The organism is Pseudomonas sp. GM79 (genome assembly GCF_000282495.1).
Taxonomy (GTDB): Bacteria; Pseudomonadota; Gammaproteobacteria; order Pseudomonadales; family Pseudomonadaceae; genus Aquipseudomonas.
The window spans coordinates 1-23,118 of record NZ_AKJE01000120.1; the positions used below are offsets into that span (position 1 = coordinate 1).

At 61.8% G+C, this 23,118-nt stretch carries 20 protein-coding genes; 3 read left to right on the forward strand and 17 right to left on the reverse strand.

Annotation, left to right across the window (positions count from 1 at the left end; all coding sequences use genetic code 11):
• The 11 genes from argE to PMI36_RS00340 form a co-directional block, all read right to left on the reverse strand.
• A partial coding sequence (argE, locus tag PMI36_RS00390) for an acetylornithine deacetylase (RefSeq protein WP_008076594.1) occupies positions 1-1,063 on the reverse strand: 1,063 nt, incomplete at its 3' end.
• Positions 1,060-2,229 (reverse strand): NAD(P)/FAD-dependent oxidoreductase, encoded by a 1,170-nt coding sequence (locus PMI36_RS00385; protein WP_008076595.1) that lies wholly within the window; start codon positions 2,227-2,229, stop codon positions 1,060-1,062. The genes argE and PMI36_RS00385, both read right to left, overlap by 4 nt.
• The gene (locus PMI36_RS00380) at positions 2,226-3,617 is read right to left on the reverse strand and encodes an FAD/NAD(P)-dependent oxidoreductase (protein ID WP_008076597.1); all 1,392 of its coding nucleotides are present in this window, start codon (positions 3,615-3,617) and stop codon (positions 2,226-2,228) included. The genes PMI36_RS00385 and PMI36_RS00380 overlap by 4 nt, the downstream gene beginning before the upstream one ends.
• Complete coding sequence (locus PMI36_RS00375) at positions 3,599-3,907, reverse strand: (2Fe-2S)-binding protein (protein ID WP_008076598.1); 309 nt, start codon at positions 3,905-3,907, stop codon at positions 3,599-3,601. The genes PMI36_RS00380 and PMI36_RS00375 overlap by 19 nt, the downstream gene beginning before the upstream one ends.
• On the reverse strand, positions 3,904-5,745 hold the full coding sequence (locus PMI36_RS00370) for an ABC transporter ATP-binding protein (RefSeq protein WP_008076599.1): 1,842 nt from the start codon (positions 5,743-5,745) through the stop codon (positions 3,904-3,906). The genes PMI36_RS00375 and PMI36_RS00370 overlap by 4 nt, the downstream gene beginning before the upstream one ends.
• A gap of 1 nt (position 5,746) precedes the next feature.
• Positions 5,747-6,622 carry an ABC transporter permease gene (locus PMI36_RS00365; RefSeq protein ID WP_008076600.1) on the reverse strand — a complete coding sequence of 292 codons (876 nt, stop codon included), beginning with the start codon at positions 6,620-6,622 and terminating at the stop codon, positions 5,747-5,749.
• The gene (locus PMI36_RS00360; protein WP_008076601.1) at positions 6,619-7,575 is read right to left on the reverse strand and encodes an ABC transporter permease; all 957 of its coding nucleotides are present in this window, start codon (positions 7,573-7,575) and stop codon (positions 6,619-6,621) included. The genes PMI36_RS00365 and PMI36_RS00360 overlap by 4 nt, the downstream gene beginning before the upstream one ends.
• A 48-nt stretch (positions 7,576-7,623) precedes the next feature.
• The gene (locus tag PMI36_RS00355; RefSeq protein WP_008076602.1) at positions 7,624-9,261 is read right to left on the reverse strand and encodes an ABC transporter substrate-binding protein; all 1,638 of its coding nucleotides are present in this window, start codon (positions 9,259-9,261) and stop codon (positions 7,624-7,626) included.
• Positions 9,262-9,355: 94 nt separating this feature from the next.
• Positions 9,356-10,630, reverse strand: coding sequence for an NAD(P)/FAD-dependent oxidoreductase (locus PMI36_RS00350; RefSeq protein ID WP_008076603.1), 1,275 nt, complete (start codon positions 10,628-10,630; stop codon positions 9,356-9,358).
• 43 nt (positions 10,631-10,673) lie between these two features.
• Positions 10,674-11,342 (reverse strand): haloacid dehalogenase type II, encoded by a 669-nt coding sequence (locus PMI36_RS00345; RefSeq protein ID WP_008076604.1) that lies wholly within the window; start codon positions 11,340-11,342, stop codon positions 10,674-10,676.
• Between the two features lie 466 nt (positions 11,343-11,808).
• Positions 11,809-13,281, reverse strand: coding sequence for an aldehyde dehydrogenase family protein (locus PMI36_RS00340; protein WP_008076605.1), 1,473 nt, complete (start codon positions 13,279-13,281; stop codon positions 11,809-11,811).
• Between the two features lie 240 nt (positions 13,282-13,521).
• Between PMI36_RS00340 and PMI36_RS00335 the strand changes: the two genes are divergently transcribed.
• Both PMI36_RS00335 and PMI36_RS00330 read left to right on the forward strand, forming a co-directional pair.
• Positions 13,522-14,379 carry a GNAT family N-acetyltransferase gene (locus PMI36_RS00335; protein ID WP_008076606.1) on the forward strand — a complete coding sequence of 286 codons (858 nt, stop codon included), beginning with the start codon at positions 13,522-13,524 and terminating at the stop codon, positions 14,377-14,379.
• A 69-nt stretch (positions 14,380-14,448) separates the two neighbouring features.
• A complete protein-coding gene (locus PMI36_RS00330) occupies positions 14,449-15,162 on the forward strand; it encodes a cupin domain-containing protein (RefSeq protein WP_008076608.1) in 714 nt (237 codons plus the stop codon).
• A gap of 211 nt (positions 15,163-15,373) precedes the next feature.
• On the opposite strand, the gene PMI36_RS00325 is transcribed toward PMI36_RS00330, so the two are convergent.
• From PMI36_RS00325 to gabT, 6 genes are all read right to left on the reverse strand, one after another.
• Complete coding sequence (locus PMI36_RS00325) at positions 15,374-16,717, reverse strand: OprD family porin (RefSeq protein WP_008076611.1); 1,344 nt, start codon at positions 16,715-16,717, stop codon at positions 15,374-15,376.
• Between the two features lie 77 nt (positions 16,718-16,794).
• Positions 16,795-18,000 carry a DUF1624 domain-containing protein gene (locus PMI36_RS00320; RefSeq protein WP_008076612.1) on the reverse strand — a complete coding sequence of 402 codons (1,206 nt, stop codon included), beginning with the start codon at positions 17,998-18,000 and terminating at the stop codon, positions 16,795-16,797.
• A gap of 39 nt (positions 18,001-18,039) precedes the next feature.
• On the reverse strand, positions 18,040-18,813 hold the full coding sequence (locus tag PMI36_RS00315; RefSeq protein WP_238543609.1) for a DUF4198 domain-containing protein: 774 nt from the start codon (positions 18,811-18,813) through the stop codon (positions 18,040-18,042).
• A gap of 419 nt (positions 18,814-19,232) precedes the next feature.
• Positions 19,233-19,721: an Lrp/AsnC family transcriptional regulator gene (locus tag PMI36_RS00310; protein ID WP_008055821.1), complete on the reverse strand. Its 489-nt coding sequence runs from the start codon at positions 19,719-19,721 to the stop codon at positions 19,233-19,235.
• Between the two features lie 45 nt (positions 19,722-19,766).
• Positions 19,767-20,423, reverse strand: a complete 657-nt coding sequence (locus tag PMI36_RS00305; RefSeq protein ID WP_008076616.1) for an HAD family hydrolase — start codon at positions 20,421-20,423, stop codon at positions 19,767-19,769.
• A gap of 95 nt (positions 20,424-20,518) precedes the next feature.
• Positions 20,519-21,811, reverse strand: a complete 1,293-nt coding sequence (gabT, locus tag PMI36_RS00300; protein ID WP_032830786.1) for a 4-aminobutyrate--2-oxoglutarate transaminase — start codon at positions 21,809-21,811, stop codon at positions 20,519-20,521.
• A gap of 272 nt (positions 21,812-22,083) precedes the next feature.
• Between gabT and PMI36_RS00295 the strand changes: the two genes are divergently transcribed.
• Positions 22,084-23,010: a 2-hydroxyacid dehydrogenase gene (locus PMI36_RS00295; RefSeq protein ID WP_008076620.1), complete on the forward strand. Its 927-nt coding sequence runs from the start codon at positions 22,084-22,086 to the stop codon at positions 23,008-23,010.
• The last annotated feature ends 108 nt before the right edge of the window (positions 23,011-23,118 follow it).

Below are 23,118 nucleotides of genomic sequence, written 5' to 3' on the forward strand. Positions count from 1 at the left end.
CGATCGAGCCCGGGCCGCAGACTACTACCGGTACGTCGAGACGCTGTTTGAACAACCCGCCCTCGGTGCCGAACGAGACTTTGGCGGTACCGGTATCCGGGGCGGCGAAGTTTTTCAGGAAGCGCACCGCTTCGACGCTTGGGTGAGTATCGAGGCCCGGATAGACGTTGACCGTTTCAATTTCGATCGCTGCGACACTGGACAGTTTTTTGGCCTCGCGCACGATCACTTCGGCACGCTCGCGCATCTGTTCCAGGAACTGATCCAGATTGTCCGCCGGCAAGTTACGCACCTCGAAATCCAGGGTGCACAGGTTCGGCACGATGTTCAGCGCCTTGCCGCCGACAATCTGCCCGACATGCACGGTGCTGTAGGGCACGTCGTAGTCGGCATCCTGCGCGCCCTGCGCTTGCAGTTGCTGCTGGCTCTGACGCAGTGCCGCGATGAAATCGCAGGCGACGTGAATCGCATTGACCGAACGCGGTGCCAGGGAGGAATGGGCTTCCAAGCCACGGCAGTAAGTGCGATAAGAGCCCTTGCCCTTGTGCCCCAGCACGAACTGCATGTTGGTCGGCTCACCGATCAGGCACAAAAACGGCCGCACCGACGCCAGGTGCAGCACGTCGAGCAAACGTCGCACCCCCACACAACCGGTTTCTTCGTCATGGGACAGGGCGATTTGAAGCGGTCGGCTCAAGGAATGGTCGGCGGCATCGAGCATGGCGTCGATGGCCAACGCGATAAACCCCTTCATGTCGCAACTGCCACGGCCGTAAATCCGGCCGTCCTGCACCGTCGCCTGAAACGCTGGAAAGGTCCAGGCCTGCCCCGCAGCCGGCACTACGTCGGTGTGCCCGGAGAGCAAAATCCCCGGCAATTCCTTGGGGCCGGTGCTGGCGAACAGGTTGGCCTTTTTGCCTGTTTCGTCCTGGACGATCAGCGACTCGATGCCCTTGCTCAGCAACAGGTCGCGCACGTACTCGATCAGGGCCATGTTCGACTCCGACGACACGGTGTCGAAGGCCATCAGGCGTTTGAGAATCTCCAGTACACGGGGTTTCATGAGGCCCTGCTCCTTTGCTCAGTTGTCCGTTGCTCGGCTGAAGGGGCGAACCGACGGATGGAGAACGGCTCGATCGAGGTACTCGTGCTGCCGGTGCTGATCAGTTCAGCCATCACGTCGCCGACGCCGGGGCCGAGCTGGAAGCCGTGGCCACAGAAGCCGAACGCGTAGTACAAGCCGTCAACGTTGCCGCTCGGCCCCATCACCGGCAGGGAATCGGGCAGGTAGCCTTCGATGCCGCTCCACACACGAATGATGTTCAGGTTGCCAACACCCGGCAGCAGGCGACGCATCTGCTCCATCTGATTGAGAATGCTGCGCGGCTCGACATAGGCGCGGCGGTTGAGCATGTCCGGTTTGCTCCGGTAACCGCCGCCGATGATGATGTTGCCGCGCGGGATCTGTCGGAAGTAGATCACTTCTTCGGGAATCTTGGTGTACACGCCAATCACCGTCGGCAAGGCGTAAGGCACCGGTTCGGTCACGGCCATTTGCGGGCCGTGGGTGTCCAGCGGCACCGGCTCGCCGAACTGCGCCGAGAGCTTCTGACCCCAGGCGCCGGCCGTGATCAGCAAACGCTCGGCGCTGAACTGACGGCCATCGGTGGTGGTCACCGTGAACTCGCCGCCGACCTTCTGCACGTCGGCGACTTCGGTCTGTTCTTCAATCCGCGCACCGAGGCGGCGTGCCGCCCGGGCAAATGCCGGTGCCGCCAGACGTGGATTGGCATGGCCATCGTGGGGGGCGTAAGAGCCGCCCTTCACCTCCGACCCGAGGAATGGGAAACGCTGGTGCAGCTCGGCGCCGCGATAGACTTTCAAGTCCAGCTGAGCAGCTTCGGGCGCTGCCGCGTAGGCTTCAAGCTCAGGGATTTCGTCTTCGCGATAACACACGCGCATGTGCCCGCTGGCGATGAATTCCAGGTCGTCATCGATCAGTTCCGGCAGACGTTTCCACAGCGCCCAGGAACGGTTGGCCAATTCCAGTTGCCCGAGGAAGCGCCCCTGACGCCGGACGTTGCCGAAGTTCACCCCACTGGCGTACTGACCGATCTGGTCGCGTTCCAGCAGAATCACCGACTGCCCGCGCTGGCGCAGGAAAAACGCCGCCGCCGAGCCCATCAGGCCGCCGCCGACAATCACCACATCGGCTTTTTGTAGCGTCATGGCGACACCTCCTCGGTGAGCATCGAAAGGGGTTTCACCGGCGCTTGACCGCGCTGCCGGCCGACCTGTTGCACGCTGACGCCCGCAGCGGCGGCAATGACTTCGGCCCCGGCCTGGGAACAATAACGGCCCTGACAGCGGCCCATGCCGACTCGGCTGAAAGCCTTGGCCCGATTGACTTCACAGGCGCCCTTCTCGCTGACGGTGCGGCGCAACTCTCCGGCGCTGATCATCTCGCAGCGGCAGACGATGGCTGAATCCGGCAAGGCTTTGGCTTGCGCCGCAGGCCATGGGAACGCCTGGGCCAGGCCGAGGCGAAACTCATCCATCACCGCCAGCGCGTGCCGTTGTTCGTCACGCAACCCGATGTTCACCGGTTGCTGCAAATCTTCCAGCAACGCCATCGCCACCAGTCGCCCGGCGTGCTCGGCGGCATCGGCGCCGCGAATCTTCGAACCATCACCGGCGGCATACACACCGTTGACCGAGGTGCGGCCCGCTTCATCGACAGCCAGCCACCATTGGCTGGAAGCCTCGTCGAAGCGCATACGGCAACCAGCCAGATCGGCCAATTGGGTTTCCGGGCGCAAGTGATAACCCAGGGCAATGGCATCACAATCGATCGTCAGGGTTTCGCCTTTTGCCGTGCTGATCCGCACGCCACTGACCCCACTGGCGGCGTCACCCAGTACTTGCAGGGGTTTGATCCCCAAGTGCAGCGGGATCTTCGCCCGGTACAGCTGCGCGAGCAGTTTCATCCCGGTGAACAGCAATCCCGGGCGCGCCAACAACTTGGGCAAGGCGCCGATGCGTTTGCTCAGCGGCGAAGTGTCGAGTACCGCCGCGACCGTGGCCCCGGCCTTGACGTATTGGCTGGCGACCAGATACAGCAACGGGCCGCTGCCCATGAACACCACGCGGTGGCCAATGGAAACCGCCTGGGATTTCAGTGCGATCTGCGCCCCGCCGAGGCTGTAAGTGCCCGCCAACTGCCAACCTTCAATCGGCATCAAGCGGTCGGTGGCGCCGGTGCACAGGATCAGTTCGTCGTAATCCACCATCGAGTGCTTGCCCTGGCTGACGCAGCACAATTGCCCCGGCGTCAGGTTCCACACAAGGGTGTCTGGGCGGTAGTCGATCTGCCCGCGCAAACGGTCGAAGCTCTGATGCAAATCCTTGGCCTTGGCGGCTTCGGTGCCATACAAGGTGACGTAATCCCGGGTAAACCCTTCGGGCTGGCGACGGTAGATCTGCCCGCCATCCCGGCGATTCTCGTCGATCAGGATCGGTTTGAGGCCCGCCGCCAACAGTGTTTCAGCACAACGAATGCCGGCCGGCCCGGCGCCGACGATAACGACCCGATGAGTGCTCAGCCGTGCAGTGGCCATATCGCCTCCGGTTGTGTGGTGACGATGTCCAGCCCTTCGCGGACTTCATTGGAGCAGGCACGCAGGCGTTCGCCGCTGCGGGTCCAGACCCAGCAATCCTGGCAGGCGCCCATCAGGCAGAATCCGGCGCGACGGCCCGAATCGAATTCCGATTGGCGCAGCGCGTTGCCTTGGGTCAGCAACGCGACCATCAGCGTGTCGCCCTGCAATGCCTCGATAGGCGAACCGTCCACCGTCAGTTTGACGGTCGGCCGGCCCTGCTCGGCCAGCCTCACAAAACGCCCCTTCATGCGTAGGCTCCCAGGCTCATGGTGGTTAGGTCCCGCTGAGTTTTCAGCAACTCGGCACTGTCGTGATGACAAAGGATTTCGCTGCCGCCGTCGATGATCCGCCGGTTCGGCGCGGTGCGATTGCACAGTCCGTCGACCCGCACCGGGCAGCGACTGAGGAAGGTGCACAGCTCTGGCACATTGGCCTTGGCGCCGATCGGTGGCAGCGTGCCGCAAGTGGTGCCGCAGTTCTCCAGCCAGCCCTGACGCAGTTCCGGCACCGAATGGATCAACAGGTCGGTATAGGGATGAAACGGTGCCTGGGCAAACGACTGCCGAGCGCCGGCCTGAACCTTGTGGCCGCTGTACATCACCACAATGTCGTCGCACAGCGCCCGCACCGTGGAGATGTCGTGGCTGATGAACAGATACGACACGCCCAGTTGCTGGCGCAGATCGCGCAGCAGTTCAAGAATCGCCGCGCCGACCACGGTGTCTAGCGCTGAGGTCACCTCGTCGCAGAGGATCAGGTCCGGCTTCGCCGCCAGGGCCCGCGCCAGGTTGACCCGCTGCTTTTGCCCACCGGAGAGTTCATTCGGGCGTCGTTCGGCCATGGCTCGCGGCAGGCGCACCAGGTCCAATAGTTCGCCAATCCGCTCGCGCAGTGCGACGCCCTTGAGGCCGAAGTACATCTTCAGCGGACGGCTCAGGATGGTGCCAACGCTGTGCATCGGGTTGAGCGCGGTGTCGGCGTTCTGAAACACCATTTGAATACGGCGGAACTGCTCGTCAGTGCGCTCGGATAAGCTGCCGCCCAGTGGCTGACCATCGAAAGTCAGCCCGCCCAATGCGGGCGTCAGCAACCCGGCCACCACCCGCGCCAGGGTCGACTTGCCGGAACCCGACTCACCGATCACCCCGATGGCTTGGCCCCGGCGCACGGTCAGGTCGATGTCTTCCAGCACGCGGATTGCCGGCATGCCTTGCATATTCTTGTTGCCGTAACCGGCGGTCAGGCCCTGGATGGTCAGCAGCGGCGTTTCTTCGGCGATACCGCAAGGCGGGCGGATCGTCGTGTCCGGGCGGGCTGCCAGCAACAGGCTGCGGGTGTATTCGTGGGTCGGGGCTTTGAGCAGCGGCGCGGTGGCGCTCTGTTCGAAGATCTGCCCGCCGTTGAGCACGACGATCTGATCGGCCATTTGCGCTACGACCGCCAAGTCGTGGGACACATAAACCGCCGTCGCGCCACGCTCACGCACCACGCGTTTGAAGGCGCGAAGCACGTCGATCTGAGTGGTCACGTCGAGGGCGGTGGTTGGCTCATCGAGTACCACCAGCAGCGGATCGCTGATCAGCGCCATGGCCGCCATCACCCGTTGCAACTGCCCACCGGACACCTGATGCGGGTAACGCTGACCGATGTGATCGGGATCCGGCAGGGCCAGGTCGCGGAACAGTTCGATGGCCTTGGCTTCCAGCACCGCCCGGCTGCCCAGACCATGAATCAGCGCGCCCTCGACCACTTGATCGATCAGCTTTTTCGCCGGGTTGAACGCGGCAGCCGCGCTCTGGGCGATGTACGAAACCCGGTTTCCGCGCAGGCCTTGCAGCTCGCTTTCGCTCAACGCCAGCATGTCGTGTTCGCCGACCTGCACCACCCCGCCCGCCAATCGGCAGCCGCGCCGGGCATAGCCGAGCAGCGCCAGGGCGATGGTGGTCTTGCCGGAGCCGGACTCACCGATCAGCGCCAGCACTTCACCTTTGGCCAGGGAGAAACTCACGCCCTTGACGATTTCCACCTCGCCGCGCTCACCACAGGCGACCACGCGCAGGTCTTCGACTCGAATCAAATCACTCATCTCAATGACCTCCCGCACGTCGACTACGCCGTGACGAGAGTCGGTCTATGAACAGATTCACACCAATGGTCAGGGTGCCAATGGCCAGCGCCGGAATCACAATGGCTGGTGCGCCCTGATTGAGGCCGCCGATGTTCTCGCGCACCAATGAACCAAGGTCGGCATCCGGTGGTTGCACACCCAGGCCAAGGAAGCTCATGCCACTGAGCAGCAGCACGATGAAACCGAAGCGCAGCCCCAGATCCGTCAGCACCGGGTTGAGCATGTTCGGCAGGATTTCCACACAGGCGATGTACAGCCGACGCTCGCCGCGGGTACGGGCTACTTGCACGTACTCCAGCGCTTCGATGTTCACTGCCATGCTGCGGGCAATGCGGAACGCGCCCGGAGTGAAACTCAGCACCGCGGTGCAGATCAGCAACAGCACCGAGGAGCCGAAAGCCGAGACCATGATCAGCGCCAGCATCTTGCTCGGGATGGAAATAAAGGCGTCCATCAAACGGCTGATCACCTCGTCCAGCCATTTCGGCGAGACCACCGACAGCAACGCGCAACCAGTACCCAGTGTGCTGGCCAGCACCGCCGAAACCAGCGCCAGGCCAACGGTGAACCGCGCACCGACAAGGATCCGGCTGAGCATGTCGCGGCCCAGGTAATCGGTGCCCAACGGGTAAGCCGCGCTTAGGCTGTCGAAGACGTTGTCGGAGATCACTTCGCCCACCGGGTGCGGCGCCAGCCAAGGGCCGAAGATGGCCACCAGCAACCACATCACACACATCGCAGCGCCGACCAGACCGAGCCACGACGGCCCATGGGAGACTTTGCCCAGCGCCAGTTCGGGCCCGGCAGGCGCCGATTTCGCAATGAGATCGTTCATTGGTTTCTCAGCCTCGGATTGGAAAGAATCGCGCACAGGTCGGCAATCAGCACCAACCCCAGGTACGCTGTACAAAACAGCATGGTGCAGGCCTGAACCAGCGCCATGTCGCGGTTGGTCACCGCATCGACCATCAGGCTGGCGATGCCGGGATAGTTGAAAATCGTCTCGACGATCACCACCCCGCCCAGCAGGTAGGACAAGCTCAGGGCGATGGCATTGGCAATCGGCCCGATGGCATTGGGCAAGGCATGACGCAGTACGATCCGCATCGGGCTCACGCCTTTGAGCCGGGCCATTTCCACGTAGGCGCTGTCGAGTTGATCGATAACCGCCGCCCGGGTCATGCGCGCCATTTGCGCGACAATCACGCAGCACAGCGTCATCACCGGCAAGGCGTAGGTGCGCAGAAATTGCAGGGGTGAGGTGATGTCGCTGGCATAGGACAACGCCGACAGCCAGCCCAGGTTCACCGCAAAGATCAGCACCGCCAGGGTCGCCACCAGAAACTCCGGCACCGCGACCAGGGCCAGGGTGACAAAGCTGAGAAAACTGTCGACGCGCCCGCCCCGGCCCATGGCCGAACCAATGCCGAGGATCAGCGCCACCGGCACCGACACCAGCGCCGTGACGGCCGCCAGCATCAGCGTGTTGGGAACGCGCCCGGCCATCAAATCGCTGACCGGCATCGCGTTGGACACCGACTGCCCCATGTCGCCACTGAGCAGGTTCATCAACCAATGCAGGTAACGCACCACACCGGGTTGATCCAACCCCAGTTTCAGGCGCAAGGCCGCCACCTGTTCCGGCGTGGCGAATTGCCCGAGGGCCTGTTGCGCCGCGTCCCCCGGCAGTACCGCCGTAATGGCGAAAACCACCATGGATACGATCAACAAGGTCACGACCGCCGCGCCCAGGCGCCGGCCGATCAACCACAGTGTGTTGCTATTCATTGCCCTACCCTCATGCAATATCCCCGCGTTACATGCTTGTGCAGCCGATCAGGCATCCAGCCAGACCTGCTCGGCGAACATGTAGCCCATGAAACCGCCGAGGGGGTTGCTGCCGTAGCCCTTGATGCGCTGGTCGACGCCGTCGATGTTGCTGATGAACACCGGCACACCGATGCCGCTGTGGTCGTGCACCAGGGCCTGCATGTCGGCGTACATTTTGCTGCGCTTGGCGTCGTCGGTTTCACCACGGGCGAGCATCAGCAACTGGTCGAACTGATCGTTCTTCCAGCCCGACTCGTTCCATGGCGCGCTGGACTGGAAGAACTGCGAGAACATCACGTCGGCGTTCGGCCGCGGGTTGATGTTGCCGAAGCTCAGCGGGTGCTTCATCCAGTGGTTGGACCAGTAGCCATCGCTGGGCAGGCGGTTGACGTCGAGCTTGAGCCCGGCCTGCTTCGCCGATTGCTGCAACAGCACGGCGATGTCCACCGAACCGGTCGCCGCGGGCGATGCCACCAGCGGCATGCTGATACTTTCCATGCCAGCCTTCTTGAGCAGGAATTTGGCTTTTTCCGGGTCGTAGACCCGCTGCGGCAGGTCGGCGTTGTAATAGCGCGAACCAGGGGAAATCGGATGGTCGTTACCGACCACGGCAAAGCCACGGAACACCGCGGATTTGACCTGTTCACGGTCTAGCAGGTACTTCATGGCCTGAGTGAATTCGGCGCTTTTACCCGGCATCTGGTCCTGACGGATGATCAAGTCGGTGTAGTTGCCCGACGGCGCATCGACGACCCGGTGTTTGGCGCTGGCCTTGATCCGCGTGGTCGAGCGCGGGTTGACCTCGTTGATCATGTGCACGTCGCCCGACAGCAGCGCGTTGACCCGTGACGGTTCGTCGGCAATGGCGATGAATTCGATCTCGTCCAGGTACGGCAGGCCCGGTTTCCAGTAGCCGGTGTTACGCGCGGCAATCGAGCGCACGCCCGGTTTGAATTCCTTGACCTTGAATGGGCCCGTGCCGATGCCCTGGTTGAAGTCGGTGGTGCCTTCGGGAACGATCAACAAGTGCGACACCGCGAGGATCGACGGCAGTTCGGCGTTCGGAGCGCTCAGGCGGATCTGCACTTCGTGGGTGCCGGTGGCCTTGATCTCTTCGAACTGCGCCATCAGCGGCATGACCTTGGAACCGGTCAGTGGGTCCTTGTGGCGCGACAGCGAGTACACCACGTCAGCGGCGCTCAGGGTCTTGCCATTGTGGAAGGTCACGTCCTTGCGCAGGGTGATGATCCACAGCGTCGCGTCGGTGTTGTCGATGCGTTCGGCCAGTTCCAGTTGCGGCACCAGATGGCTGTCGAATCGGGTCAGGCCGTTGTAGAACATGAAGTGACGCACGTAGTCGGTGGACAACGCGCCCTTGGCCGGGTCCAGGGTATCGGCGGTGGAGCTGGACATGCCGGCGACGCGAATCCGTCCGCCCGGCTTGCCTTTGCCCGGGGTCGCAGCTTCTTCGGCGAAGAGCTTGCCGGCGGCGCCGAACAGGCTACCGGCACCCGCTGCGGCGACACCCGCCACGCCGAGCATCTGCAAGGCGTTGCGGCGCGACATGCCGCGATTGAGGCCTTCGAATACCCGCAGGCTTTCCTGGCCGGAGATCAGTTGGGAGTCGATCTTGTTGTCAGTCATATCAGTTGTACCTGTCGAAAAAATGAGGCTCGAGTGCTCGCGGTTAACCGGAGCGTCCTGGAAACGCAAACGACGGTGACGCCACAACATCAACTCAATGCAAATAGTCCTGGAAGCGGTAATAAGCGCCCACGAACGGCAAGAACCACGGCTTGCCGAAATGCCCGGGAATCGCCGGCCAGTCGAGTTCGCGCCAGGGGTTGGCCTCGACTTTGCCGGCCATCACCTCGGCCATCACCTGACCCATGTGCACCGACATCTGTACGCCATGGCCGCTGTAGCCCATGGAGTGATAAACCCCGCCGTGCTGACCGGCGCGAGGCAAGCGGTCGGAGGTCATGTCCACCAGTCCGCCCCAGCAGTAGTCGATCTTGACGTTGGCCAACTGCGGGAACATCTGCACCATCGCCGCTTGCAGCACCTTGCCGCTCTTGGCGTCGGACACGCTGTCGGACATCGCAAACCGCGCACGGCCACCGAACAGCAAGCGGTTGTCCGGGGTCAGGCGAAAGTAGTTACCGATCATGCGGCTGGTGACATAGGCTCGCCGACCGGGCAGCAATTGATCGATCAGGAACTGTGGCAGCACCTCGGTGGCGATCACGAAACTGCCGACCGGCACGATCCGCCGCCGATACCAGCCCAAACCGCCGTGCTGACAGGCGCCGGTCGCCAGCAATACTTGACCGGCATGCAGCGACCCCTTGCTGGTGTTGACCCGATAGCCGCCGGCCTGGGCTTTCCAGTCCGTCACTGGCGTGCCTTGATGGATCAACGCGCCATGACGCGCCGCCGCCTCGGCCAGCCCCACACCGAAGCGCCCGACGTGCATCTGCACGCCGTTGCGCTGCAGCAAGCCGCCATGGAACTGGGCCGAATTCACTTCAGCGCGGGTCTGTTCGGCGGACAGCAACTCGACCTCGGCATCGACTTCCTGGCGAATCAATTCGCAGGTGCGCGCCAGGCCTTCGTAGTGCATCGGTTTGGCCGCCAGTTTGAGCTTGCCGTTGCGCTTGAGGTCGCAGGCGATTTGCTCCTGCTCCACCAGCGACACCACGCTCTGCACTGCGCTTTCATAGGCCTGGTAATAAGCGCGGGCCTTGTCGGCACCGAGGCTGGCGCTCAGCCCGGCGTAGTCCTGGGCCACGCCGGTATTACACTGGCCGCCGTTGCGCCCGGAGGCTTCGCCGATCACCCTTCCAGCTTCCAGGACCACCACACTGGCGCCCTTCAACGCCAATGCCCGAGCCGCCGCCAAGCCGGTGAAACCACCACCGACGATGGCCACGTCGACCTGCCCGGGCAACGTACCAGGCTGAGCACCGGTAAACGCCGGTGCGGTGTCGAGCCAGTAGGATTCACTGCCCATGTTTAATCCGCCTATGCCAAGAAGAGTGCCGTTACCGTTCGACTCAGAGACCGACCAGCGCCGCCAGCCCACCGATGTCGGTGATCTGCTGGTAGCCATAGAAGGCATTGGCCGGAACTTCGTGGCCACGGGCGACGAAGGCCTTGTTCTTGATCTTCATGTCGTGGGCCGGCATCAGGTCGTAACGGAAACTGGAAGACACATGCAAGATGTCTTCCGGGCCGCAGTTGAGGTTGTCGAGCATGAACTCGAATGCGGCCAGACGCGGCTTGTAGGCCTGGGCCTGTTCGGCGGTGAAGACCTTGTGAAACGGTGCGCCGAGTTTGTCGACGTTGGACATGATCTGGCTGTTGCTGGCGTTGGAGAAAATCACCAGGGGAATCTTGTCGGCGATTTTCGACAGGCCGGCCGGCACGTCCGGGTGTGGGCCCCAGGTCGGCACGGCGTCGTAATACAGCTGACCTTCGTCACGGTACTCGATGCCCCAACGCTTGCAGGTCCGCGCCAGGGCGGTTTTGAGAATTTCATCATAAGGCCGCCAGTCACCCATCACTTGATCCAGACGATAGGCGGAGAAATCCTTGACGAACTGATCCATCTGCTCGGGTACCACGCGATCGGCGAACAGTTCGCGAGTCATCGTGCCCATGTGGAAATTGGTCAGCGTACCGTAGCAGTCGAACGTAATGAATTTGGGGCGAAGAAAGCTCATTGTGTGCGGTCCTGAAGTTCGTTGAGGTCATGGCGCGACAGGCATTCGCTGCGTTTCGGGAGCGGCGATGCAACGCTGCAGCACACCGTCATTACAACACCGTGAAACCAGCAGATGGCGTTAAAAGCGACCTCTGCTTGATACAAACCACCGTTTTAGCCACCCCCCTCAGCAGACTTTGCGGCTCGCTCCAGCCTTGGGCAAACCCCGTATTTGTGCGCTTTTATGGACCTTGATGGCCGCGCGAGGCTCAAAAACGCCCGCATTCACGGCAGAACCTGCGCCGGGCTGAACGAAAACGGGCGCTTCCCTAAGGAAGCGCCCGTTTGTCGATGATTCGAAATTTGATAATGCGAAACCTGTGGGAGCGGGCTTGCTCGCGAAGACGGCGGCACAGTCGATATTGATGTCACCTGACCCACCGCTTTCGCGAGCAAGCCCGCTCCCACAGGGATTGCGTATCGCCCTACTGCACAATATCGATCAGCACACTCTTGAAACGCAAATTCGCTTCGAACGCTTCGCGCCCCAGGTCCTTGCCGATGCCGGAGCGTTTGTAGCCGCCGGTTGGCAGGATGTAATCGTTGCTGCGCCCGTAACGGTTGACCCACACCGTGCCCGCTTCCAGACGCCTGACCAGCCGCAACGCACGATTGATGTCAGCGGTGTGCACGCCCGCCGCCAGGCCGTAGGTGGCGTGCGCGGCCAGGCTCAATGCCTGTTCTTCATCATCGAACGCCTGCACCGTCAGCACCGGGCCGAAGATCTCTTCGCAAACCGCCGGGTTCTGGTTGTCCAGACCCGCCAGCAAGGTCGGTTGGTAATAAGCCCCGCCCAGCCCTTCGAACAAACCACCGCCGGTCAACACTTCGGCCCCGGCCTGGCGCGAGCGCTGGACGATGCCGTCAATGCGGCTGGCCTGCAGCCGGGAAATGATCGGCGACAGCGTGCTCTCGGACGACCAGGTCGGCCCCGGGCGCAGCTCTTCGAAATACGCCTGCAAGTGCGCAATGAACGGTTCCATGATCGAGCGTTCAATCAACAGCCGCGAACCGGACACGCACACTTGCCCGGCGTTGCCGGTAATGGCCAGCGCCACGGTGCGCGCGGTTTGCGCGATGTCCGGCACGTCGGCGAACACCAGTTGTGGGCTCTTGCCGCCCAGCTCCAGCGTCACCGGTTTCGGCCCCACCAGCGCGCAGGTGGACATGATGCTCGACCCGGTCGCCGTGGACCCGGTGAAGGTCACCTTGCCCACCCGAGGATGACGGCACAAGGCGTCGCCGGTGATGCGGCCATCGCCCTGCACCACGTTGAAAATCCCCGCCGGGATACCTGCCTGCACCGCCAGCTCGGCGAAGCGCAGGCTGGAGAACGGCGTCAGCTCCGACGGCTTGAGCACCACGGCATTGCCTGCGGCCAGCGCCGGAGCGACTTTCCAGGAAGCCATGCTCAACGGGAAATTCCACGGCGCGATGGCGGCAATCACGCCGTATGGTTCGGCGATCTGCATGCCCAGCCGATCAGTCTGGGTGGCCGCGACATGGCCGCCGTGCTTGTCCGCCAGTTCGGCAAAAAAACGAATGCCTTCCGCCACGTAAGGAATATCCCAGGCGATTACATCTTTATGCGGACGAGTCGAACCCACCGCTTCCAACGGCGCCAGGACGGCGGCATCGGCTTCGATCAGATCGGCCCAGCGGCGCATGACCCGCGCCCGTTCCCGGGGTGGACGGCTGGCCCAGTCGCTGCGATTAAAAGCCTGCCAGGCATCATTGACCGCCTCATCCACCAGGTCGGCATCGGCGATCGGCAACTGCGCATAGGCCTGGCCGTCCGAAGGGCGAACCACTTCCAGTCCCGGTCGGGCATCGCGGTATTGACCGGCAATAAAGTGAGCGCTGCGCACAGCGATAAGACGAGGATCGAAGCTATCCATGGAGCACTCCAAAAAGGGACGGCGAGTCGTGAACTCAGGCCTCCATCGTAGAAAAAAAGCCCAAGCATTTGCTGCCGACCTTATGGGGCAATTAAGTAGTAAGTGTGGTCTGTACGCCTTCGACGTGAGGAATCTGCCGAATCTTCCCGGCCCCCTTGTCAGGCCTTCACGCAGATGGGATACAGACACCCTAGCGCCGGAAAACCGGTTGATCGCGCACACTGAAAACGGAGACTCGCCATGTCCGCCTCGCACCCTTCCGCTTATGTCTATCGGCCGATGACTGCCGCCGATCTGCCCTCGGCCCACGCCTTGTCCGTGCAGTTGAAGTGGCCCCATCGCCTGGAAGACTGGGCGATGTTGCAGCGGGTCAGCGAAGGCTTCGTGGTGTTCGATGGCGAGCGATTGATCGGCAGCGCGTTCGCCTGTCCACAAGGCAAATACGCGACCATCGGCCTGGTGATCGTCAGTGATGACTATCAGGGCAAGGGCATCGGTCGCCGGTTGATGGAGCTTGCGCTTGAGGCTTGCCAGTCATGCACGCCGATGCTCAATGCCACCCTCGCCGGCGCCCCGCTTTATGCCAGCCAGGGTTTTGTCGAATTCGGCCGGGTTCAGCAGCATCAAGGCCAGGTGCAAGCACCCGCGCTTGAAGCGCTGGCGGACGGTGAAGAATGTCGCCCGCTGCGCGCGGCTGATCAGGCTCGTCAACTGGAACTGGCCAACGCTGGCAGCGGGCTGAACCGCCAGGCGGTGCTTACGGATCTGTTCGAGGTGGTCGAGCAGTCAGTGGGCATCGAGCGCGACGGTCAATTGCATGCCTTCGCCCTGCTGCGTCCCTTCGGCCGCGGTCGTTGCATCGGCCCGGTCATCGCCCAAACCCCCGAGCAGGCCAAACACCTGATCGCCGTGTTGCTGGCCCAGGTGCCGGACGCCTTCGTGCGGATCGACATTCCAGCGGACAGTGGCTTGGGCGAATGGCTGGAGCTGGCCGGCCTCAAGCAGGTCGACACCGTGGCACAAATGGCACTCGGCACACCGCCGCAAGCGGTCAACGGCGTTCGCCAATTTGCCCTCGTCACCCAAGCCATTGGTTGACCCCGGCGCGCGATGAAACAAGCGCCATCCAACACCTTCTACACCCCATTTGCAGGGAGCGTCACCCGTATGTCTCAACCTACCGTTCTGCTGTTGGCTCGCGCCGACGGCGGCCGTATTTCTACGCCTTTCAAAACAGCACCCTTGAGCTCCATCGATCCGTTCATGGACGGTCGCCAGGTCGCCTACATCGGACCCGACGGCGTATCTGCGGGCATTGTTCATACGAGCGAAGCCCTCGATATCGATGACTTTCCGCACACCGAAGTGATCGTGGTCCACGCCGGACACATCGTTCTGCAATCCCGGGAGCAAACGCTGGAACTGGGAATCGGTGCCAGCGCCGTGATCGGTCGCGGTACGGCACTGCGAGTTCAGGCACAACCCGATACGTGCTGGGCCTTCTGCGCCGTCACCAGCCCCACTGCCGAACCGACGCCGGGGCTGACCGCGCTCGACCCATTGGCGATGCTGTCCCCTTCGGCGGCACCGGAACCACAAATACTGATAGGGCCCACGCCACAGTGCCGTTCCCGCAATGCCTTCGAAGATGACGCCACTCATCTGCGCGTAGGTATCTGGGATTCGACGCCGTACACCCGTCATGGTCGAGCGCACAAACTCAATGAGCTGATGCACCTGCTCGAAGGCAGCGTGACCTTGCAGGCACCGGATGGAACCAGCATAACGGTCAACCCCGGCGATACCGTATTCGTACCGCAAGGCGCACCGTGCGCCTGGAGCAGTGCGCGATATGTGCGCAAGGTTTATGCCGTCAAATAGCGCTCACTAGTAGCTCTCGTAGGTGCAGAACCTGTGGGAGCGGGCTTGCTCGCGAAGGCGGACTTACATTCAACACGGATACTGAATGTTATGGCCTCTTCGCGAGCAAGCCCGCTCCCACATTGGATCTGTGGCGTTCGCAAAAAAACGGGCTCACAGCAAATCCTTTGTGGGAGGCTCAGGAGCTCGGCAGCGGCTACAAGGCTGTGCCTCAGAACTTCCCACCCAACGGGTATTCAATCGCCAGACGAATCTGATCGGCATCCAGCTCGGCCTGCGCCGAATTCCCCCGATGGACCGCATGGCGCAGGGTAAACCCAAGGTTTTTCGCCGGTCCCGACTGCACCACGTACTTGGCTTGCAGATCTCGTTCCCAATGTTTGCCGCCCTGCCCGTAACCCAGCCATTTATAACCACCGTTCGGGTCCATGTGACTGCCGTCGATGCCGCTGCCGCGCACATATAGCGCGCCAAAGGTCAGGCCGGGAACGCCGTAGCCGGCCATATTCAGATCGTAGCGGGCCTGCCAGGACGCTTCCTCGGGTGCGTTGAAGTCGGACAACGCCACTGCGTTACTCAGGTAGATCGCGCCACGGGTCACGTAGTCGTAGGGTGTGTCGCCATCGACCTTTTGGTAACCCAGGCCGAAGCTGTGGGAGCCGACCTTGTAGGTGGAAAGAAAACTCCAGGTGGTGTTGTCGATACGGCCGGACAAGGCTTTGCCGGTGTCCTGGGTTCGATACAGATTGAGGTCGAAGATCAGGTCCTGGCCGGCGGCCAACGGTTGCGTGTACACCGCGCCCAGATAGTGCTGACGCCATGTCTCGTCGTACTCCGCACTGAACAGGCTGGCATTGAGCCCTTTAATCGAGGTGTTACGCACGCCGATCAAATCGAAGCTGTTGCCCTGTTTGCCGTTGGAGTAATTGACCACGAAGCCCTGGTCATGGCTGGTGGCATTACGGTCGGTGCTCTCATTGAAGTGCCCGCCATACAACGTTGTGCCGGGCAGTTCGCGGCTGGTCAGCAGCCAGCCAGTGGCGGTTTCGGGCAACAAGCGGCTGTCGGACGAACCGAACACCGGGGTTTTCACTCGCTGTTCGCCATAACGTAGTTCGGTGGAGGAAAAACGCAGCTTGGCCACCGCGCCACCTCGGCTGAACTCGTCTTTGGGGTGACCTTCGTTGTCCACGCCCAGCAGTCGGGCCTTGCCGGCGCGCCCGCCTCCGCTGTCCAGTTGCCAGCCGGAGTACAGGTGCGCGTCCAGCCCAAAGCCTACGGTGCCGGTGGTGAAACCCGAAGCCACATCGGCCATCAGACCGTAAGCCCATTCCTCCGCCAGATCACTGCGCTGGGCTCGGGGTTTATAGGCGTTGCGCGCTCCATTGCTGAGCGAGCCGTGTTCATAATCGCGACGGTCATAGACGCTGCGGTTGAGCAGGTTCCATTGGCCGTCCTCTAAAAAACCTTTGGCATTGTCTTGTTCCGAGGCCTGAGCGAGCAGGCTTTGCCCTCCCAAGGCCAAAAGCAGGGCGTGCGTGGTTAACGTCTTCACAGTTTGACTCCTGGAAAATCAGTCGTACGTAGCGGGTCTGCAAGGTGTCCCGCCGAATGGGGGACACCGAAGGGCAATCAGAGGTATTTGAGAATCGCGATGTCGCGACGGCGCTGTTTGAGGTTGGCGAACCAGCGCGTAGGGAAGAACAGCAACACCCCGAGAATCACGCTCCACAGCCAGACCATGGGCAGGTCATCGAAGCCGTAATAGGTGCCCTGATTGGCGCCCCAGATCGCGACGGCCACCAGGTACATGGCCTTGAGCACGTACAGGTGCAGCAAATAGAAGAACATCGGCGCACCGCCGTAGATCGCCAGGGTCGCGGTGGACCAGCGATCCTGGGCCTTCTCGAACAACGCCAGAAGGATCAGCCCCAGGCCGAGGGTCGGCATCAGGAACATCAGCGACGGCGGGTACTTCTTCGCGCTCATGAAGCTCATGAACGTGCGCAGCGAGTCACCGGTTTGCACCCACGGCTTCTCGCCGTAAACGTTCAGGTAACGGATGAACACGAACGCCACCAGCAGGCCGACGCCGACTTTCAGCAACCGGGAAATCCGCTCGGCCGGTTCCATGTCCTTGCCGAACCATGGCCCGATGACCCAGCCCAGCAGAATCACCCCGATCCATGGCAACACCGGATAGGTGGTGCGAGCCCGGGTGAACTCGGTGATGTCGATGAACACCCGCTGATGCAGGATCGACCACGGTACGAAGAACGGCGACTCCGGCCCCACGGTCACGCCATCGAGCAGGTTGTGCCCGGCGACAATCGCCACCCCGAGCACGATCAGCCAACCGCGCTTGAAGTGCAGCAACCCGGCGAGCACGATCATGCAGATACCGATGCACCAGATCACTTGCAGCCACAACGTCTTGGGCGGGAACTCGGCGTTCCAGGCAAAGCAGACGAACGTGAGCTCCAGAAACACCAGGAACAACCCGCGCTTGAGCAGGAACACCGATGTCTCGCTGGCCGTGTGTTTCTGGCTGTAGAGCCAGGCCGACAAACCGGTGAGGAAGATGAACACCGGGGCGCAGATCTCGCTGAGCATGCGGGTGAAGTACAAGTCCGGCGTGACACTCAGCGCATCGATCGGATCGGTGACCTGGCGGTGTAGCAGAAAGGTTTCCCGCACGTGGTCGATGAGCATCAAAAGCATGACGAAGCCGCGCAAGGCATCGATGGCCAGCATCCGGGTATTGGTTTTTGCAGCGCTGGTAGCAAGCGCAGGGGAAACACTTCCCGCCTGCCCTGCCACACCTGTAGATAGGGTCATATCAGTCACTCATGTCGTGGTCAGTGGACTACCGCTGGCTCAGCCCTGTTTTTTCAGCCTGGCAATTTCCGATGCCGGCAGCTGCGACGGCGCCCGCGGCAAGGGTACCTGACCTTCCTTCCGATAGAACGACAGCGTCGAACTGAAGCTCTTCACGTCAAAGGCTTCGGCCTGGCCCTGCGGGTTGACGCGCTCGCCAGAGACGTGGTCCTTGTGTTCGACGGCCACCACATAGGTGCCCTGCCAGGGCAGCTCGAAACTGACCTTGCCAGTCGCATCGGTGCGCCGGGTAAACACTTCACCGGAACCGGTTTCCAGCACCACGTCCTGATCGGCCAGGGGCTTGTTCGCATAGAACACCTGAAACTGCGCCTTGCCTGCATCAGCGACACCGGTGGGCACGATATCCAGGGTCAGTTCCGGGGTGCGCGCACGCAAGTCGCCGACCCAACGGGTGGCGGGCGTCCAGTAGGCCTTCAGGGTTTTATCGCCTTCGTGAAGGTCGAAGATCGGGTAATGCGCATCCTGGGCCAGCAGCGAGTCATCCGCTTTGGTTTGATGCGCCACCGCAAACGCCTGGCGCTGCAAGGTCAGGCTCAACGGTTGGGATTTGTTGCTGATCGACCAACCCTTGAGTTGCCGGAACCGGTCCATCCCGCCCGGGGTGACTTCCAGCATGTTCTTGTCATATTCCCCGTAGTACAACGCCAGGGGTTGCCCCGGTGGCTGCTCGTACCAGATTTGATGCGCCTCGCTGCTGCTCGCCAGCATGAAGACGCCGTAACCCAACAGTGCTTTTTTTGCGTTGCTCATTCGCATTTTTTTGCGCTCCGATTGGTGTTGTTCCATGGATCGTTGCAGCCCTGCAACAACCTGCCCCTCTCTCTGAACGCAATTACAACGCAGGTTATTTTGCGCTTCGTCCCGAATTCATTGCTCATTACGTAAATGAAGACTGTTTTTGCCGCGTAAACAGCTCTTTATGCGGCCTGCGCCAGCGTGAAGCGTGCAGAGAGGTTCTGCGGCCCCCATGTCCAATCGAGGTGCATTCCCAAATACTTCATCGACAGACACGAAAAACCTGTGGGAGCGGGCTTGCTCGCGAAGAGGGAGTGTCAGTCGACATAAATGTTGCCTGACACACCGCCTTCGCGAGCAAGCCCGCTCCCACATGGGGGACGGCAGGCTGCCGGGGCATGGAATGGACGACGGATGTGTTCGCGGAGTCAGTTTCAGTGACGCAGTAATTTGCGCAGCGGCACGCCGTCCTTGAGCACGGGCGATTTGATGACGATGTAGCTGAAGTATTTGGAGATGCCGATGTTCTTGTCCAACAGGCTTTCAATCACTTCTTGATAGTGCTGGATGCTGCGGGTCATGAAGCGCACAAGGTAATCGTAGCCGCCGCTGATCAGGTGGCATTCGAGTACTTCATCGACCAGGCGGATATTGGATTCGAACTTGGCGAAGTCTTCGCGCTTGTGGTCGCTCAAGGTGATTTCGGTGAACACCGTGACCGAGTCGGTGATCTTGGCCAGATTCAGATGGGCCTTGTAGCTGGAAATGTACCCGGCCGACTCAAGCCGTTTGACCCGTTGCAGGCAGGGGCTGGCCGACAGGCCCACGGCATCGGCCAGGCTGACGTTGGTCATGCGCCCGTCCTTTTGCAGCTCAACCAGAATGCTGATGTCGATCCGGTCCAGTTTTACTAAACCTTCCATTGCGTACCTCTTGACTGCCGTTTGTAAGACAATCTTCTAGCAAAATCAGCGCCGTAAAGACAGCTGATGCTGAGCCACCAGATCCGCCATGCTGTTGATGCAGTAATCCGCCGCGCACGGCGTCGGGTGTTTGCCCCGGCCGCGACAGATCAGGCAGACAGCGCCCGCCCCTTGTGGCCGGGCGGAAGGTCGGGTCACCTGGAGGATGGTTTTTACATCCAGCTCATTGGCCGCCAGCCAATCGTGATCCCGCAGCGGATTGCTGGCCAGAGAAATAAAATCGTCGGGCATGATCCCCAAGCGCTCGCACAGCAGGCCCCGATCCTCGGCATCGCGATCGCCATGCACCAGTAGCCGATAGAACTTGCGCAGGTACAGCATGGCGCCGGGTGCGTCTTCGAACAACGACCAACCGGCCACTGACCGGGCAAAGCTCATGCCCTCCTCCCAACTGGCTTTGAGCCCCCAGCGCTCGGCCAATTGACGGTGGGCGAAGCACAGCAAGCCACTGAAACCCAGCTCGCCGAAGCGCGGGTACAGCGCATGCACCACTTCACTGAACTCGGCCAGCACCTGTGCCTTGTCCGGGTGACCGCCACGGCTGTCGAGCAGCGGCTGCAACGCCGTCCAGACCCCGGAATCGCGATCCACCAGAACCTCATCGCAATCGATCAGCAACGCTCGATAATCAGTCAGCCCCATGGTGTGTAAAGCCTCCGATGATGCATTCCATCAATCCATGCTCCATAAATGCTCACGGGCGATGCCTTGTGGCACCGCCCCGAGCAGGCGTGAGCTCAGTTCAAGACTCGTGCCAGTGCCGCGTCGAGAATCTGCAACGCTTCGTCCACCTGTGCTTCGCTGGTCACCAGCGGTGCGAGGAAGCGCAGCACGTTGCGGTACACGCCGCACTTGATCACCAGCAGGCCACCGGCCCGGGCTTCGTCGATCAGCCGTTGGTTGAGGTCGGCATCGGGGGTGCGCGCGTCATCATCCTTGATCAGCTCGATCGCCAGCATGAAGCCGCTGCCGCGCACGTCACCGATACGCGGGTAACGGGCCTGCAAGCGCAACAGCCCTTCACGCAGGCGCTCGCCCAAGGCTTCGCCACGGGCCAGCAACTGCTCTTGCTCATAAGCCTCGATCACCGCCAGCGCCGCCGCGCACGACAGCGCGTTACCACCATAAGTCCCGCCAAGGCCGCCGGGCAATGGCGCGTCCATGATCTCGGCCTTGCCGACCACACCGGACAGCGGCAAGCCACCGGCCAGGCTCTTGGCCACGGTGACCAGGTCCGGCTGGATGCCGGCGTGCTGGAAGCCGAACCATTTGCCGGTACGACCGAAACCGGTCTGGATTTCATCGAGGATCAGCACGATGCCGTGTTTTGCAGTCAGGGCACGCAGGGCCTGAAGAAACTCTGTCGGTGCCGAGAGGAAACCGCCATCGCCCTGCACCGGTTCGATGATGATCGCCGCGACCCGCTCGGGCGCCACTTGAGTGGCCAACAATTCATCCAGCGCCTTGAGCGCCATGTCGCTGGTGACACCGCGATAGGCATTCGGATACGGGGTGTGGAAGACCTCCGGCGCGAACGGCCCGAAGTTCTGTTTATAAGGCTGGCTCATGCCAGTCAGCGTGGTGCCAAGCAAGGTCCGGCCATGGAATCCGCCGCGAAAGGCAATTACCGCCGAACGGTTGGTGTGGGCGCGGGCGATCTTCACCGCGTTTTCCACCGCTTCGGCGCCGGACGTGAAGAACGCCGCTTTATAAGATTCCTGGCCACCGATCATTTCGCACAGGCGCTGGGCCAGGTCGAGATAAGGCTTGTAGGCCACCACCTGGAAACAGGCATGAGAGACTTTTTGCAGCTGCGCCTGCACCGCCGCGACCACCTTCGGGTGATTGTGACCGATGTTCAGCACACCGATACCGCCGACAAAGTCCAGGTAGCGCTTGCCGTCCACGTCCCACAATTCTGAACCTTGGGCCCGATCGATCACCAACGGGTGCGCGGTAACCAGGCCACGTGGCACGAATTGATCGCGCTGACGGAGCAAATGAGGGGTTTCGTCGACTTTGCTGTTCATGGCATTTCCCATCGTGAGTCCGGCAACCGGGAAGTGGTTGCGATGGTGTTCAGGTTAAGGCTTGCGCGAAACGAACTACGCCGAACTTGCCCCCTGAGAAATTCGGATCGACTGTTTTCACCCCGCCAAACGGCAGATTCCTTCAGCCCGCCGAATCTGCCGGTGCGTGGTCGATACAACGTTACTCAACGCGTTAAACCCGCTGCTTTCGACAGATCCTGCGTTGGCGTTGCGCGATGATGGGCAGCCCCTTCACCTTTCAGGAATTGCCCATGGCCCTGCTGTATAAAGCTGACCCTGTGCGCGGCGAACAGTGGCAAGCGCTGTTCGCCGAACACGCCCCGGATATCGAATGGCGCGCGTGGCCGGACATCGGCGACCCGAAGGACATTCAGTACTTGGCCGCGTGGCAGGCACCCGACGATCTTGCGGTTGTGCTGCCCAGTCTGCAGGTGCTGTTTGCCTTGTCCGCTGGCGTCGATCAACTCGACCTCAATCGCCTGCCGGCGAGCTTGCCGGTGGTGCGCTTGCTGGACCCCGGCATCACCCGTGGCATGTGCGAATACGCCAGTTTTGCCGTGCTCAGCCTGCACCGGGACATGCTGCGCTATCGCCAGCAACAAATGGCCCGCTGCTGGCAAGCGCACTTGCTGCAACCGGCCGCCAGGCGTCGGGTCGGGATCATGGGGCTCGGCGCTCAGGCGCAGCAGATTCTGGCAACCTTGCAACCGCTGGGTTTTGCCTTGTCAGGCTGGGCGCGCAGTGCCCATCAAATTCCGGGGGTCGATTGCTACGCCGGCAACCAGCAGCTGCCAGCGTTCCTCAGCCAGTGCGACATTCTGTTGTGTGTATTGCCGCTGACCGAACAGACCCAGGGCATTCTTGATCGCAGGTTGTTTGAACAACTGCCCCGTGGCGCAGCGCTGATCAACATGGGCCGTGGCGGGCATCTGGTGGAAGGTGATCTGCTCGAGGCGTTGGACAGCGGGCATTTGAGCGGCGCGGTGCTGGATGTGCTGCAGCAGGAACCGGCACCGGCGGATCATCCGTTCTGGCACCACCCGCAGATTCTGCTGACACCGCACATCGCGGCGATGACCCAGCCAGATAGCGCCTTTGAGGTATTGCTGGAGAATATTCGCCGACATCAACGGGGGGAGCCGATGCTCGGGGAGATCGATCGGGCGCAGGGTTATTGATCGTTTTGTGGCGAGCGAGCTTGCTCGCGCTGGGCTGCGTAGCGGCCCCAAAAATCTGACAACCATTGCCGATTTTTGTGAGTGCTACGCACTCAAGCGGGAGCAAGC

Bases quoted from the DNA above. Each gene is read 5' to 3' on its own strand.
- PMI36_RS00330 (WP_008076608.1), top strand. From the start codon at position 14,449: ATGTCTCAACCTACCGTTCTGCTGTTGGCTCGCGCCGACGGCGGCCGT.
- PMI36_RS00295 (WP_008076620.1), top strand. From the start codon at position 22,084: ATGGCCCTGCTGTATAAAGCTGACCCTGTGCGCGGCGAACAGTGGCAA.
- PMI36_RS00375 (WP_008076598.1), bottom strand. From the start codon at position 3,907: ATGAAGGGGCGTTTTGTGAGGCTGGCCGAGCAGGGCCGGCCGACCGTC.
- PMI36_RS00340 (WP_008076605.1), bottom strand. From the start codon at position 13,281: ATGGATAGCTTCGATCCTCGTCTTATCGCTGTGCGCAGCGCTCACTTT.
- PMI36_RS00360 (WP_008076601.1), bottom strand. From the start codon at position 7,575: ATGAATAGCAACACACTGTGGTTGATCGGCCGGCGCCTGGGCGCGGCG.
- gabT (WP_032830786.1), bottom strand. From the start codon at position 21,811: ATGAACAGCAAAGTCGACGAAACCCCTCATTTGCTCCGTCAGCGCGAT.
- PMI36_RS00385 (WP_008076595.1), bottom strand. From the start codon at position 2,229: ATGACGCTACAAAAAGCCGATGTGGTGATTGTCGGCGGCGGCCTGATG.
- PMI36_RS00355 (WP_008076602.1), bottom strand. From the start codon at position 9,261: ATGACTGACAACAAGATCGACTCCCAACTGATCTCCGGCCAGGAAAGC.
- PMI36_RS00365 (WP_008076600.1), bottom strand. From the start codon at position 6,622: ATGAACGATCTCATTGCGAAATCGGCGCCTGCCGGGCCCGAACTGGCG.
- PMI36_RS00310 (WP_008055821.1), bottom strand. From the start codon at position 19,721: ATGGAAGGTTTAGTAAAACTGGACCGGATCGACATCAGCATTCTGGTT.
- PMI36_RS00305 (WP_008076616.1), bottom strand. From the start codon at position 20,423: ATGGGGCTGACTGATTATCGAGCGTTGCTGATCGATTGCGATGAGGTT.
- PMI36_RS00320 (WP_008076612.1), bottom strand. From the start codon at position 18,000: ATGACCCTATCTACAGGTGTGGCAGGGCAGGCGGGAAGTGTTTCCCCT.
- PMI36_RS00380 (WP_008076597.1), bottom strand. From the start codon at position 3,617: ATGGCCACTGCACGGCTGAGCACTCATCGGGTCGTTATCGTCGGCGCC.
- PMI36_RS00370 (WP_008076599.1), bottom strand. From the start codon at position 5,745: ATGAGTGATTTGATTCGAGTCGAAGACCTGCGCGTGGTCGCCTGTGGT.
- PMI36_RS00345 (WP_008076604.1), bottom strand. From the start codon at position 11,342: ATGAGCTTTCTTCGCCCCAAATTCATTACGTTCGACTGCTACGGTACG.
- PMI36_RS00335 (WP_008076606.1), top strand. From the start codon at position 13,522: ATGTCCGCCTCGCACCCTTCCGCTTATGTCTATCGGCCGATGACTGCC.
- PMI36_RS00350 (WP_008076603.1), bottom strand. From the start codon at position 10,630: ATGGGCAGTGAATCCTACTGGCTCGACACCGCACCGGCGTTTACCGGT.
- PMI36_RS00315 (WP_238543609.1), bottom strand. From the start codon at position 18,813: ATGAGCAACGCAAAAAAAGCACTGTTGGGTTACGGCGTCTTCATGCTG.